Genomic DNA, 13855 nt, shown 5'->3' with positions numbered 1-13855 from the left:
TCGTCGCAAAGGTTCGAAAGGCCGAAGGCCGGAGGAGGAACTAGATATGTCGACATCAGGCACGATCCGCACCGGTATCGGCGGCTGGACCTTCGAGCCCTGGGAAGGCACTTTTTATCCCGAAAAACTGCCGAAAAAACGCCAGCTGGAACACGCCAGCCGGCAGCTCACGGCAATCGAGGTGAACGGCACCTATTACAGCAGCCAGAAACCGGAGACCTTTGCGAAATGGGCATCCGAAGTGCCCGAGGATTTCGTGTTTTCGCTAAAGGCAAGCCGCTTTGTCACCAACCGCAGGGTTCTGGCCGAGGCAGGTGAGTCGATGACGAAGTTCCTGACGCAGGGGTTGACGGAACTCGGGTCCCATCTCGGTCCCATCCTTTGGCAGTTTGCGCCCACGAAAAAATTCGACGCGGAGGATTTCGGTGCATTTCTGGCGCTGCTGCCCGAAAAGCAGGACGGGCTCACTCTTCGCCATGTCGTGGAGGTGCGCAACCCGACATTTCAGGTTCCGGAATTCATCGAACTTCTTGCCAGGCACAAGGTCGCCGTCGTCTGCGCTGACCATCACGATTATCCGATGCTGCCTGACGTAACGGCCGATTTCGTTTATTGCCGCCTGCAGAAGGGCGAGGACGACATCGAGACCTGTTACCCGAAAAAAGAGATCGCGCACTGGGCTGAGCGGGTAAAGACCTATGCTAGGGGTGGTGTTCCGGACGATCTGCCGCTGATCGCGCCGGATCGGAAGGTTGAGAAGACCCCGCGCGATGTTTTCGCTTTCTTCATTACCGGCGGCAAGGTCAATGCGCCTAATGGTGCACAGGAACTGCAAAAGGCGGTCTGAGCGCTGTCAGCCCGCCATGTCTTTCGTGGTGCTAAAATCAATGCTGGCGAAAGCGGCCTCGATGACCTCCGGCCCTGCCCCGGGCCTCGTGGCATCGCTGGAGAGGATTTGCCGGAAACGGCGCGCGCCGGGCATGCCCTGAAACAGTCCGACCATATGGCGGGTGACGTGATTGAGACGTCCGCCCGCGGCGATGTAATCGGCGGCATAGGCCATCATCGCGTCACGCAGCGCCATCCAGTCCGGGTGGCGGGCCTCCTCGCCATAGATGCGATGGTCGACGTCGGCAAGGATGGAGGTGTTGTGATAGGCGGCGCGGCCGAGCATCACGCCATCCATATGCTGGAGATGTCCGCTCGCCTGATCGAGATCGGCGATGCCGCCGTTGATGCCGATAAAGACGTCAGGATTTTCCCGCTTCATGCGATAGACGAGGTCATAATCGAGCGGCGGCACTTCGCGGTTTTCCTTTGGCGAAAGCCCCTGCAGCCAGGCTTTGCGCGCGTGAACCCAGACCGCGTCCGCACCCGCCGCAACAACCCTCTTCAGAAAATCAGGAAGAACCGCTTCCGGCTCCTGCTCGTCCACCCCGATCCGGCATTTCACGGTAACCGGCCCACTGGCGGCAGCCTTCATTGCGGCCACACATTGCGCCACCACATCAGGCTCGCGCATCAGGCAAGCGCCGAAGGTGCCGGATTGCACCCGATCCGAGGGACAGCCAACATTCAGATTGATCTCATCATAACCGTAGTCCCCGGCGATCCGCACCGCTTCGGCAAGCTTGGCCGGATCAGACCCGCCGAGCTGCAACGCGACGGGATGTTCCTGAGGGTGATAACCGAGCAGCCTGTCACGCTGGCCGTGGATGATGGCGTCGGCAACGATCATTTCGGTGTAAAGCAGCGCACGCTTCGACAATTGCCGGTGCAGAAACCTGCACCTCGTATCGGTCCAGTCGATCATGGGGGCCACGGCGAAGATTTTTTCGCCGCTTGCAAGCGCTTGTCTGTACATGGATTAACCTCTTTGCGCCGGCTTCTACAGCAAAGGACCGTAAAAAGCCAGTTTTGCAGGCGAGGCAATTTTGAACTGGAAATCGCGCCGGAATCGCGGGACAAGAATTGCACCCTAAAAGACGACAGGAAATCCACATGGCCGCTACCGTCATCCCTGCCCCGAAGCCCGTTCTCCTGCCCGTCGAAGGCACGAGCGATCTGTTCCCTGTACGGCGGGTCTATTGTGTCGGCCGCAATTATGCCGATCACGCCATTGAGATGGGCCACGACCCCTCGCGCGAGCCGCCCTTCTATTTTCAGAAGAACCCGGACAACCTGCTGCCCGCAGGACAGGATTTTCCCTATCCGTCGCTCTCATCGAATGTGCATTACGAAGTTGAGTGCGTCGTGGTGCTGAAAAGCGGCGGAGCGGATATTCCGGCGTCGGAAGCGCTGAACCATGTCTGGGGTTACGCCGTCGGTATCGACATGACACGCCGCGACCTGCAGGACGGGCTGAAGAAGATGGGACGTTCCTGGGAGGGCGCGAAGGCCTTCGAATATTCCGCGCCGGTGTCCCCCATCGTCCCAGCGGACAGGATCGGGCATCCCGCAACCGGCGCGATCTGGCTCGACGTCAATGGCGAACGCAAGCAGACGGGCGATCTCGCCCAGATGATCTGGAAGGTGCCGGAAGTGATTGCCGAGCTTTCCAAGCTGTTCACCCTTGCCGCTGGCGACGTCATCATGACCGGCACGCCGGCTGGCGTTGGTCCAATCGTTCGCGGTGACCGCATAGAATGCGGCGTCGAGGGTGTCGGCACACTGTCGGTGACGGTCGTCTGACGCACGAACATAAGGGAGGACATCGACATGCCGCTTTACCGCCTTGCCGACCGTGTGCCGCAAACGCCTGCAGCGGATCGCTACTGGATCGCTCCCGACGCCAATGTCATTGGCTCAGTCACGCTCGGCGAAGACGTCGGCATTTGGTTCGGTGCAACGCTGCGTGGAGACAATGAGCCGATCACCGTCGGGCGCGGCACCAATATCCAGGAAGGCGTGATGGTTCACAGCGATCCCGGCTTTGCCGCAACGATCGGCGAAATGTGCACCATTGGCCACCACGCTATCGTGCATGGCTGTACCATCGGCGATAATTCGTTGATCGGCATGGGCGCGACGATCCTGAACGGCGCAAAGATCGGCCGAAACTGCCTCGTCGGCGCCAATGCTCTGGTGACGGAGGGGAAGGAATTTCCGGATAATTCCCTGATCGTCGGCTCGCCCGCGCGCGCTATCCGCACGCTTGATGACGACGCCGTCGCGGGGATTCTCCGCTCAGCGGAAAAATACGTCGAAAACTGGAAGCGTTTCTCAAAGGATCTGGCGATCATCGAAAGGTGATCGGGAGCGGGCAACAATACCCGTTCCATCTATCGTCCGTCAGGCCGAGCAGGCGGCGCAAAGACCGCGGATTTCGATGGTGGTCTTTTCCGCTTTGAACTTGCTGTCCTTCACCCAGCGCTCCAGCCGGTGATCGATCTCGTGATCGTGGAATTCCGTGACCTGCCCGCAGGACTCGCAGATGGCGAAGGCGACGGTGCCATGGTGACTGGAGCAGCACTCCGCCTGGGTATGGGTGCAGGCGACGAAGGCGTTAAGGCTCTCCAGCCGGTGCACAAGGCCATATTCCACCAGTTTTTCCAGCGCCCGATAGACCTGCAGCGGCGCGCGGAAACCATCATCGCGCAACTTGTCGAGGATCATATAGGCGCTGAGCGGCTGATGCGCGTTTGAAAGGGCGTTCATGACCAGCGACTGGTTCTTGGTGAGGTTCTGCTGGGTCTGCGCATTCATGACTTGCCTCCTTCATCCGCGGAGCGGGACAAACCCGGCGCCGGCAACAGGCTTATAACGAAGAGGATCACCGCGGCAACCACGATGGATGGACCGGACGGTGTATCATAGGTGAGCGATCCGAAGAGGCCGCCAACAACGGCAACCGCACCGATCAGCGAAGCCACCACCGCCATTACCTCCGGTGTAGCGGAGAAACGTCTGGCGGTCGCAGCCGGTATGATGAGCAGCGATGTGATGAGCATGATACCGACCACCTTCATCGCGATGGCGATCACCAGCGCCATCAGCAACGTGAAGATCAATTTCGCCCGTTCCGGTTTCAGCCCCTCGGCTTCGGCCAGCTCCGTATTGACGGTGGAGGCAAGCAGCGATCGCCACAGGAACACCATGGAGACGATGACAACCAGTCCGCCGCCCCAGATCAGTGCAATATCGCTGCGGGTGACGGCGAGAATGTCGCCGAACAGGAACGAGACGAGATCGATGCGGACCCAGCTCATGAAGGCAACGATGACAAGGCCGATCGCCAATGCGGAGTGGGACAGGATGCCCAGCAGCGCATCGGCGGACAGCGCCTGCCGCCGTTGCAGGAAAATCAAGAGGAGCGACACGGCCGACGCGACCAGAAACACGCTGACAATGAGGTTCAGCTGCAGCAGCAGAGACAGGGCAACACCCAGAAGCGCCGAATGGGCCATGGTATCGCCAAAATAGGCCATGCGCCGCCAGACGACAAAGCAGCCAAGCGGACCGGCGGTCAATGCAACACCAATGCCGGCGACCATGGCGCGGACGAAGAAATCGTCAAACATGGCGTTCTCCCTGCCGCTGGTTAAGGTGGGCGTCGTCGTCATGTTCATGGCCGCAGCCGCATTCTCCATGATCATCGTGGCGGTGGCCGTGGTCATGATGGTCATGCCCGTGGTCATGATGAAGATCATGCCCGTGATGGTGACCATCCTCGGGGTGGCAATGGTCCGTCACCGTGCCATCCGCATGTTGCACCCGGCCGTCGGGCAAATGGGTGTGATCATGATGGTGACTGTAGACGGCCAGCCCCTTCGCCGCCGCGCCGCCGAACAGGCGCATATATTCTGGACTCTGGCTCACCGCCTGCGGTGTGCCGCGGCAGCAGACATGGCCGTTGAGGCATATCACCGTATCGGTTTCCGCCATCACTACATGCAGATCATGCGAGATTAACAAAATTCCGCAATTATTTGAATTCCTGATATTTTTTATCAGATCATAAAGCGCGATCTCGCCGGAGAAGTCCACCCCCTGCACGGGTTCGTCAAGAACCAGAAGGTCGGGCTTGCGGGCAATGGCGCGGGCAAGAAGCGCGCGTTGGAACTCGCCACCGGACAGATGCTGCACCTCGGCATTGGCAAGATGCGCGATACCGGTCGCATTCAGCGCGGCGTCTATTTCGCGGGCGGCGAGCGGTCCTGTCAGTGTCATCAGTCGGCGCACCGAAAGCGGCATTGTCCAGTCGACCGAAAGCTTCTGCGGCACATAACCCACTTTCAGACCAGCCTTGCGGGTAACCACCCCCTCGGTTGGTTTGACGACACCAATCGCCATTTTCGCGCTCGTGGACTTGCCTGATCCGTTCGGCCCGATCAGTGTGACGATCTCGCCCTTGCTGACGGAAAACTCCACGCCGCGCACCAGCCAGCGGCCGTTGCGCTGGACGCCGGCATTGGCAAGGGAGACCAGTATCTCGTTACCCGGATGGGCGGAATGAAGCATGGGATTGTCCGTTTGGCGATGTTGCTTACCGCTATCGCATACGTTATAGAGTTACGCAATAAATGTAATAACATAACTAACGTTCTTCAAGTGGAGTGCATTTCATGAAATCGATCCTGATCCCGCTCGCGGCCTCCATGGCAATCGCGGTCGCCGCTTCGGACGCCACCGCTGCACCCGAGGTCGTGGTGTCGATCAAGCCCGTGCACTCCCTCGTTGCAGCCATCATGCAAGGTGTCGGGGAACCGCAGCTCATCGTCGACGGCGCGGCCTCGCCGCATACCTATAATCTCCGTCCGTCGAATGCACGCAAGCTCGAAACGGTGGATGTGGTTTTCTGGGTGGGTCCCGGACTGGAAGCATTTCTGGAGAAGCCGCTGGAAGCGCTGGCCGCCAAGGCGACTGTTGTGGAACTGGAAGATGCCAAGGGGCTGGAAAAGCTGCCCTTCCGTGAAGGGGGGCCCTTTGAAGCGCATGATCATGGCGAAGAAGGCCATGAGGCGAATGACGGTCATGCCGAAAAGCCGGACGCGCACGAGCATGGTCACGAGCATGACGGAGGCGGTCACGCCGGTCACGACGGTGAGAGCCACGATGACCATGAGCATGGCACCTATGACACACATCTCTGGCTTGACCCCGCCAATGCCAAGGCCATGGCCCAGGCAATCGAAACCGCGCTGATCGCGGCCGATCCCGGCAATGCCGCGATCTATCAGTCCAACACAAAGAAACTGATCGATGATCTTGATACACTTGACGCCGAACTGGCCGAAACGGTTCAGCCGGTGAAGGACAAGCCGTTCATTGTCTTCCACGACGCCTACCAATATTTCGAACATCGCTATGGCGTGAAGACGGCGGGGTCGATCACCGTAAGCCCCGAAACCCTGCCGGGCGCGGATCGCGTCAAACAGATGCAAGAAAAGGTTCGCCAGCTCGGCGCGACCTGCGTTTTTGCCGAACCGCAATTCGAGCCTAAGCTGGTCTCGGTCATCACCGAAGGCACGGCAGCGAAATCGGCTACGCTTGATCCGGAAGCGGCAACGCTGGAGCCGGGCCCGGAGCTTTACTTCAAGCTGATGCGCGGTATCGCCGGGTCGCTGAAGAATTGTTTGTCCTGATGGGCACCTCATCAAGCCCGGCATGGCCAATGCGCCATGCCGGCTCGGTCTTGCGTGTGCCTTAAGGCTTCGGCGCCATGGAGGACCAGACCGGGCGGCTGATACTCTGCAGAGTTTCCGCGGGCGCGCCGTTGATGCGGGCCAAAAGGGCTTTCGCAAGCTCCCTGCCCGCCAGTTTGATATCTTCATTGACGGTATGGATCTGCGGCTTGATCCAGTTCAGGAATTCGGCGGACTGTTTCGAGACGATGTCGATGTCCTTTCCGATTTTCACGCCCGCGGCCTCGAACCCGGCCACCAGCGCTATGGTGCTGCTGCCACTGATCGAAACGATGCCATCGGGACGATCATCGGACTGCATGAGCCTCTGACCGAAATCGCGGATTTTTTCCAGCGGCGTTTCGATTGTAACGGTGTCCAACGGAAATTCGGTAAGGCCGAAATCCCTGATTGCCCGATTAAACCCCTTGCGAGCGTGGTCGTGAAACGAAAAACGTGACGGCGGCACGATGACGGCGATCTTCCTGCGTCCGCATTGAGCCAATCGCTCGACCGCTTCGTAGGCGTAGGCTTCATTGTCAAAATCATGAAAGGCATGGTCGATGCCCATGTCCGAACGTCCATGGGTGACGAAGGGCATCTTGCGCTCCGTCATGAAACGGACTCGCGTATCGTTGGGTTCGATCTTAGAAATGATGACGCCATCCGCCGACCCCGTTTCGAGAATGTAGCGGATCGGCACCATGGAATCCTTGGCGTGGATATGGGGCGTTACGACCAGATGATATTGGGTCGAGGACAGAACCTCGGTGATGCCGAACACCATCTGGCTGGTAAAACCCATCAGCTCTTCATCGACGCTGAGAACGAGGGCAATCACATTGGTCTTGCCGGTGCGAAGGCGCACGCCGGCGCGGTTTGGCTGATAGCCGATCTGGCGGGCAATCAGCCGCACGCGCTCCTTGGTCTCCGCGCCGATATCAGGCGCATCCTTGAGAGCGCGCGAAACGGTGGTGATGCCGAGGCCCGTCATGTAAGCGATGGTCTTCAGGGTCGGGCGCTCGCCCGTCGTCACGGGCGCTTCGCTCCCGCCGGATTTACCAGTATCGTTCATGTCATTTCGCCATGCTTGACCGAACGGTGATCATAGATAGCTTTTACGTCGTTGCAAAGGCAAAGGTCCTCAACAGGGGTCCGCTTTCCGCGCGGGGGCCCTCGTTCGGGCTATAACGATGTAGCTCGAAAAAATGTCCGGTTCTTACTGCGCTTTTCTCTGGCCCGCCCGTGATGGCGGCGTAGCCAATATATGATTTGATCAAAAACATTGAAAAATCATAATAACTTATTGATATAAAATAGAAATATAAAATATTGTCTAGACCGATCCATCCGGCCGCGATTGATGAGCCGTTCCGGAGATTTTTCCTGACATATGTTGTACCTGAAAGACATGACGGAATGGAGGTTTTACGGTAACGTTGCCGAAGGGAGGGTGTCATGAGACCGAGCAAGCGGGCTTTAGCCACTTGCGGCGTCCATCCTCCCCAGATTCTGACACAAGCCTGCATCACAATGCCGGCTTCCTTATTTGAATTCATAAATGCAGGGTCCCGTCATGATTTCTTCCTCCACGCCCGAAACCGTCATCGATCTGGCAGGGCTCTGGCGCCTGACATCAGTGGACAGAGATCATACGACCGAGCTTACCGTCCCTGGGGATATCCATACGGCACTCAAAGATGCGGGCATCATTCCAGATCCCTACCACGGAGCCAATGAAAAGGCTGTGCAATGGGTGGCCCAACAGGACTGGGTTCTTGAGCGAACGTTCATCCTCGATGAGGCGGACGCAAGCTGGTATCTCGACATCGACTATCTCGACACCGTCGCGATTGTCTTCGTGAACGACGTTCCGGTGCTCAGCGCGGACAATTGCTTCCGTCGCTACCGCCCTGACATTTCCCGTGCAGTGCGCCCCGGTGAAAACACCATTCGCATCCATTTTCACTCCAATATAACCGCCGGGGCGGAGCGGCAGGCGCGCCAGCCGTTTTATATACCTTATCACCCGGGGAATTCGCCTATCGCCAATGGCAATATGCTTCGCAAGCCGCAATGCCATTTCGGCTGGGACTGGAACATCGCGATTGCGCCGCTCGGGCTTTACGGCAAAATCCTGCTGAAACGGCTCGATACGGCCCGGATCGAGCATGTCGTTACCTCACAGCGCCATATCGACGGCGGCGTCGAGCTGCATGTGGCCGTCACCCTCTTTGCCGAGGGACCGGCAAGCCTGCCGGTTTATCTGTCTCTCAACGATGAAGGGCTGAGGCTCGATTGCGGCGTCGGCGCAGGCGAAACCGTAGTGCGTCACGTCTTCTTCGTGGAAAATCCGGAGCTCTGGTGGCCGGCCGGCAGTGGCGGGCAGACGCTCTACACGCTGATGGTGGAGCTGCCCGATGAGACTGTGACCCGGCAGATCGGCTTCAGGACCATCGAGCTTCTGACCGATAAGGATGATGCCGGCAGCCGCTTCGCGTTCCGCATCAACGGCCGGGAAATCTTCTGCCGCGGTGCCAACTGGATTCCCGCAGATGCGCTCTATTCGCTCACCAGCCGGGAAAAGACCGAAGACCTCCTCTGCTCCGCGGTCGAGGCTAACATGAACATGATCCGGGTCTGGGGCGGCGGATTTTACGAGGAAGACTGGTTCTACGATCTCTGCGACCGTCTTGGCCTGCTGGTGTGGCAGGACTTCATGTTCGCCTGCAATCTTTATCCCTGCAGCGAGGATTTTCTCGATAATGTCGAACATGAGGTTGATTATCAGGTGAAACGCCTCTCCTCGCATCCTTCCATCGTGCTCTGGTGCGGCGATAACGAGCTGGTGGGTGCACTGACCTGGTTCGATGAGTCCCGCAACAATCGCGACCGATATCTTGTGGCTTATGACCGACTGAACCGCACCATTGAAAAGGCCCTGAAAAAGGCCGCTCCCGAAGCGCTGTGGTGGCCATCAAGCCCCGCCTCCGGTTATCTCGATTATGGCGATGCCTGGCACGCGGATGGTTCCGGCGACATGCATTACTGGTCCGTGTGGCACGAGAACAAGTCATTCGACAATTACCGTTCGGTGAAGCCGCGTTTCTGCTCGGAATTCGGTTTCCAGTCCTACACCTCCATGCCGGTCATCCGCACCTATGCGGAAGACAGGGATATGAACATCGCCTCCCCCGTCATCGAACTGCACCAGAAAAATGCTGGCGGCAACGAGCGGATCGCCGGTACGATGTTCCGCTACTTCCGCTTCCCAAAGGACTTCGAGAATTTCGTTTATCTGAGCCAGGTCCAGCAGGCATTGGCTATCCGCACGGCCGTCGATTACTGGCGCTCGCTGAAGCCGCATTGCATGGGAACGCTATACTGGCAGCTGAACGACACCTGGCCGGTCGCCTCGTGGTCAAGCCTCGATTATGGCGGCGGCTGGAAGGCGCTGCATTATGCCGCCCGCCGCTTCTTCCAGCCTGTCGCGGTTTCGGCTATTCCCGCGGAAGATGGACGCCGAATAAACTTCTCCATGGTGAACGACACGGCGGAAGACGTCGAGATCGACATGAATATCGTTGCCCTGACCATGGACGGCAACCGAGTGCCGTTGAAATCCGCCAACGGCACCTGCACGACCGACAAGGCCGCTACGCTGACCGACATCGACATGAGCAGCCTGCCTGACGGCACCATCCTTGCCTGGAGCTTCATCGCCTCCAACGGCATGACCGGGGAAGGCCACCATGTGCGCGACACCTATAAAGCGCTGGAACTTCTGCCCGCCGGTCTGACATTCACCACCAGCTCACTGAAAAACGGGCAGTTCGAAATAGATGTCACCGCAAGCGGGCTTGCGCTCTTCGTCATGCTGGAGGCAGATCAGCCCGGGCGTTATTCCGACAACCTTTTCGATCTCGCCGCCGGCGAAACGCGGCGTATCATCTTCACCCCGAAAGCGGGCGGCGGACAGCCGCACTTCCGTGTCTTCGATCTTCATGGCTGCCAGTCCCCGCATTGAAACGACGCGGAGAAAGGCATAACCATCCTGTTCGGGAAGACAGGCGTCGCGGCCTGCCCTCATCAGTTCAAATGGTTGCCGGGTTCTTCGGCAGCCGATCATCAGCAAGTGGAGGAAGACCCATGGTTTGGCAACCGGCCGAAAACCGTTACACGTCCATGAAATACAATTATTGCGGAAAGACCGGACTGAAACTGCCGGCGATCTCGCTGGGACTCTGGCATAATTTCGGCAACGATACGCCGCATCAGACGAAACAGGCCATCTGCCGCCGTGCCTTCGATCTCGGCATTACCCATTTCGACCTCGCCAACAATTATGGCCCGCCGCCCGGCAGCGCCGAGACCGCCTTCGGCGAAATCCTGAGGACGGATTTCCGGGGTTATCGTGACGAGATGATCATCTCCTCCAAGGCGGGTTACAACATGTGGCCAGGCCCTTACGGCGAATGGGGCAGCCGCAAATATCTTATCGCCTCCTGCGACCAGAGCCTGAAACGCATGGGGCTGGATTACGTCGATATCTTCTATTCTCACCGTTTCGATCCCAACACGCCGCTTGAGGAAACCTGTGGTGCGCTCGATCAGATCGTGCGTTCGGGCAAGGCGCTTTATGTCGGCATCTCTTCCTACAATTCGAAGCGCACCCGCGAGGCAGCTGCCATCCTGAAGGACCTCGGCACGCCCTGCATCATCCACCAGCCGAGCTATTCGATGATCAATCGCTGGATTGAAGAAGATGGTCTCGTTGATACGCTGGAGGAACTAGGCATCGGCTCCATCGTCTTCTCGCCGCTGGCGCAGGGCATGCTGACGACGAAATATCTCGGCGGCGTGCCGGATGGCAGCCGCGCATCGCAGAGCAAGTCGCTGAACCCGGCCTTCCTCAACGAGCGCAATGTTGAAAACATTCGCGCGCTCAACGGCATCGCCGAACGCCGTGGTCAGACACTGGCGCAGATGGCCATCGCCTGGGTGCTGCGCGGCGGTCGCATCACCTCGGCGCTGATCGGCGCCAGCCGCGTCGAGCAGCTTGAAGACTGTGTGAAAGCGCTGGACAAACCGGATTTCACGACCGAGGAACTCGCTGAAATCGACCGCTACGCCAAGGACGCTGATATCAACCTCTGGGCAAAATCTGCCGAACGCGTCTGACCGAGGAGAGACCGCCCGGTTATTCCGGGCGGTCCCACCGTGTCAAGAAACTTCAAAACAAAAGATTAACTTCCGCCACTAAGCCTTAACAACCATTACATAATTGTAATTTTAAATTCAGTTTCCGTTCATTCGTTTATTCGTAAGTTCTTCTCATTGAAACACGAGAGGAAACTTCCATGAAAAAGTTCGTCACCATTCTTCTGGCTGCAACCGTTCTCGCGGCCCCGATGGCTCAGGCGCAGGGCCGTCACGATGATCGCCACCGCGGCGTCACCGTTGAGCGTCATGTCACGAAAAAGGTCATCGTCAAGAAGCACCGCTGGGATCGTGGTCAGCGCCTTTCGCCAGCAGAGCGTCGTCATTTCGTCGATCGTCGCGATTATCGCCGTTACCGCCTGGCCGAACCGCGCCGCGACCAGCGCTGGGTGCGCGTTGACAACCAGTTCCTGCTCATCAACGCCGTCAGCGGCCTGATCGTTGGCCTTGCCGCCGCTCGCTAATTCCAAGCACCGGTGAAATGAAAAAGGCCCGCTTGCGCGGGCCTTTATCTTTATCCAATGGCCGATCAGAAAATATCGGCGCCGCTGCCCCACGGGCCATGCGGCTTGTCCACGCCGTCGGTGCGTTCGAAACCATGCGCGCCGAAGAAGTCGCGCTGCGCCTGGATGAGATTGGCGCTGCCGCGGCCGCGACGATAGGCGTCGAAATAGCCGAGGGCGGAAGCCAGCGCCGAAACCGGCAGGCCCGACAGGGCAGCGTAAGAAACGACGCGGCGCAGCGGCGCATCGGTTTCCTTGACGATGGCGGAGAAAGCCGGCGTCACGATGAGGTTGGCCACATGCGGATCCTTGGTAAAGGCCGAGGTGATCTCATCGAGGAACTCCGAGCGGATGATGCAGCCGGCGCGCCAGATGCGGGCAATCGTCGGCATCGGCAGGTTCCAGTTGAACTCCTTCGAAGCGGCCGACATGATGGCGAAGCCCTGCGCATAGGCACCGACCTTGGCGGCCAGAAGCGCGCTTTCCAGATCGGCGATGAAGGCCTTCCTGTCGGCCGGTGCGGCTGCAAGGGCCGGAAGGCCGAAGATCTTCTCGGCAGCTTCGCGCTCATCCTTCTGCGAGGAGAGAATACGGGCAGCCACGGCCGCTTCGATGGCGGTTGCAGCGACGCCCATGTTCTGCGCCTCGATGACGGACCATTTGCCGGTGCCCTTCTGGCCGGCCTTGTCGAGGATCAGATCGACCATCGGTTTGCCGGTGATCGGATCGGCGGCGCGCAGAACCTTTTCGGTGATTTCGATCAGGTAGGAATTAAGACGGCCCTTGTTCCATTCACCGAACACATCGGCGATTTCGGCAGCGCTCATCTTCAGACCGTCACGCAGGATGCCGTAGATTTCCGCGATCATCTGCATGTCGGCATATTCGATACCGTTATGGATGGTCTTGACGAAGTGGCCAGCACCATCATTGCCGAGCCATGCCACGCACGGATCGTCATTATATTTGGCCGAGATGGAGGTGAGCACTTTCTCGACGCGCTTCCAGCTGTCCTCGGTGCCGCCAACCATGATGGACGGTCCATGACGCGCGCCCTCTTCGCCACCCGAAACGCCCATGCCGATAAAGGTGAGGCCGCTGTCCTTCAGATTGTCGAAACGGCGGATCGTGTCGCGGAAATTCGCATTGCCCGCGTCGATCATGATGTCGCCGTTCGAAAGGTGCGGCTTCAGGATTTCCATCTGCTGGTCGACCGGATCGCCAGCCTTGATCATGATGATGATCGGGCGCGGAGGACGAATGGCGGCAACGAATTCCTCGATGGTTTCGCAAGGGATCAATTGTCCCTGCAACTCGCCGGCTTCAGCGTAGAATTTTCTCGTCGCTTCAGGGGTTCGGTTGAATACGGCGATCTTGTTGCCCTTTTCGGCGATGTTGAGCGCCAGGTTAGAGCCCATGACGCCGAGACCGATCAAACCGATTTCTGCCTGTTCCACGGATGTGCCTCCATCTTGCTTTTTGGTGGTCGTGTTGTGGCACTGTAATCAC

13 protein-coding genes are annotated in these 13855 nt (G+C 58.7%); 7 read left to right on the top strand and 6 right to left on the bottom strand.

Annotation, left to right across the window (positions count from 1 at the left end; genetic code table 11):
- Nucleotides 1-46 precede the first annotated feature (46 nt).
- Nucleotides 47-847, top strand: a complete 801-nt coding sequence (locus BTN45_RS05465; RefSeq protein WP_037089194.1) for a DUF72 domain-containing protein — start codon at nt 47-49, stop codon at nt 845-847.
- Nucleotides 848-853: 6 nt separating this feature from the next.
- On the opposite strand, the gene dusA is transcribed toward BTN45_RS05465, so the two are convergent.
- On the bottom strand, nt 854-1864 hold the full coding sequence (gene dusA, locus BTN45_RS05460; protein ID WP_184285472.1) for a tRNA dihydrouridine(20/20a) synthase DusA: 1011 nt from the start codon (nt 1862-1864) through the stop codon (nt 854-856).
- A gap of 137 nt (nt 1865-2001) precedes the next feature.
- On the opposite strand from dusA, the gene BTN45_RS05455 reads away from it, so the two are divergent.
- Nucleotides 2002-2691 carry a fumarylacetoacetate hydrolase family protein gene (locus tag BTN45_RS05455; RefSeq protein WP_072494366.1) on the top strand — a complete coding sequence of 230 codons (690 nt, stop codon included), beginning with the start codon at nt 2002-2004 and terminating at the stop codon, nt 2689-2691.
- Nucleotides 2692-2718: 27 nt separating this feature from the next.
- On the top strand, nt 2719-3252 hold the full coding sequence (locus BTN45_RS05450; RefSeq protein ID WP_207589193.1) for a gamma carbonic anhydrase family protein: 534 nt from the start codon (nt 2719-2721) through the stop codon (nt 3250-3252).
- A gap of 39 nt (nt 3253-3291) precedes the next feature.
- On the opposite strand, the gene zur is transcribed toward BTN45_RS05450, so the two are convergent.
- Genes zur through znuC form a run of 3 tightly spaced genes read right to left on the bottom strand, consistent with a single transcriptional unit; the run spans nt 3292 to nt 5460 of the window.
- The gene (gene zur / locus BTN45_RS05445) at nt 3292-3705 is read right to left on the bottom strand and encodes a zinc uptake transcriptional repressor Zur (RefSeq protein ID WP_004441705.1); all 414 of its coding nucleotides are present in this window, start codon (nt 3703-3705) and stop codon (nt 3292-3294) included.
- Nucleotides 3702-4520: a zinc ABC transporter permease subunit ZnuB gene (gene znuB / locus BTN45_RS05440; protein WP_004441703.1), complete on the bottom strand. Its 819-nt coding sequence runs from the start codon at nt 4518-4520 to the stop codon at nt 3702-3704. The genes zur and znuB overlap by 4 nt, the downstream gene beginning before the upstream one ends.
- Nucleotides 4513-5460, bottom strand: a complete 948-nt coding sequence (znuC, locus tag BTN45_RS05435) for a zinc ABC transporter ATP-binding protein ZnuC (RefSeq protein WP_153775517.1) — start codon at nt 5458-5460, stop codon at nt 4513-4515. Before znuC ends, znuB begins: the two co-directional genes overlap by 8 nt.
- Nucleotides 5461-5564: 104 nt before the next feature.
- Here znuC and znuA point away from each other — a divergent pair, with 104 nt between their 5' ends.
- Nucleotides 5565-6584 carry a zinc ABC transporter substrate-binding protein gene (znuA, locus tag BTN45_RS05430; RefSeq protein ID WP_207589191.1) on the top strand — a complete coding sequence of 340 codons (1020 nt, stop codon included), beginning with the start codon at nt 5565-5567 and terminating at the stop codon, nt 6582-6584.
- Nucleotides 6585-6645: 61 nt separating this feature from the next.
- Here znuA and BTN45_RS05425 read toward each other — a convergent pair whose 3' ends face one another.
- Complete coding sequence (locus tag BTN45_RS05425; protein WP_207589187.1) at nt 6646-7698, bottom strand: LacI family transcriptional regulator; 1053 nt, start codon at nt 7696-7698, stop codon at nt 6646-6648.
- Between the two features lie 486 nt (nt 7699-8184).
- On the opposite strand from BTN45_RS05425, the gene BTN45_RS05420 reads away from it, so the two are divergent.
- The 3 genes from BTN45_RS05420 to BTN45_RS05410 all read left to right on the top strand — a co-directional run bounded on the left by BTN45_RS05420 (nt 8185) and on the right by BTN45_RS05410 (nt 12307).
- Nucleotides 8185-10650, top strand: a complete 2466-nt coding sequence (locus BTN45_RS05420) for a glycoside hydrolase family 2 protein (protein ID WP_207589184.1) — start codon at nt 8185-8187, stop codon at nt 10648-10650.
- A gap of 122 nt (nt 10651-10772) precedes the next feature.
- Nucleotides 10773-11804: an L-glyceraldehyde 3-phosphate reductase gene (mgrA, locus tag BTN45_RS05415; RefSeq protein ID WP_207589183.1), complete on the top strand. Its 1032-nt coding sequence runs from the start codon at nt 10773-10775 to the stop codon at nt 11802-11804.
- Nucleotides 11805-11983: 179 nt separating this feature from the next.
- A complete protein-coding gene (locus tag BTN45_RS05410; protein WP_004441687.1) occupies nt 11984-12307 on the top strand; it encodes an RcnB family protein in 324 nt (107 codons plus the stop codon).
- Nucleotides 12308-12372: 65 nt separating this feature from the next.
- Here BTN45_RS05410 and gndA read toward each other — a convergent pair whose 3' ends face one another.
- On the bottom strand, nt 12373-13803 hold the full coding sequence (gndA, locus tag BTN45_RS05405) for an NADP-dependent phosphogluconate dehydrogenase (protein ID WP_006697538.1): 1431 nt from the start codon (nt 13801-13803) through the stop codon (nt 12373-12375).
- Between the last annotated feature and the right edge of the window lie 52 nt (nt 13804-13855).

The sequence above is a fragment of the Rhizobium sp. ZX09 genome (assembly GCF_017357485.1).
GTDB lineage: Bacteria > Pseudomonadota > Alphaproteobacteria > Rhizobiales > Rhizobiaceae > Agrobacterium > Agrobacterium pusense.
Note: the sequence above shows the minus strand (reverse complement) of the source record. Positions and strands in the feature narration are given on the sequence as shown.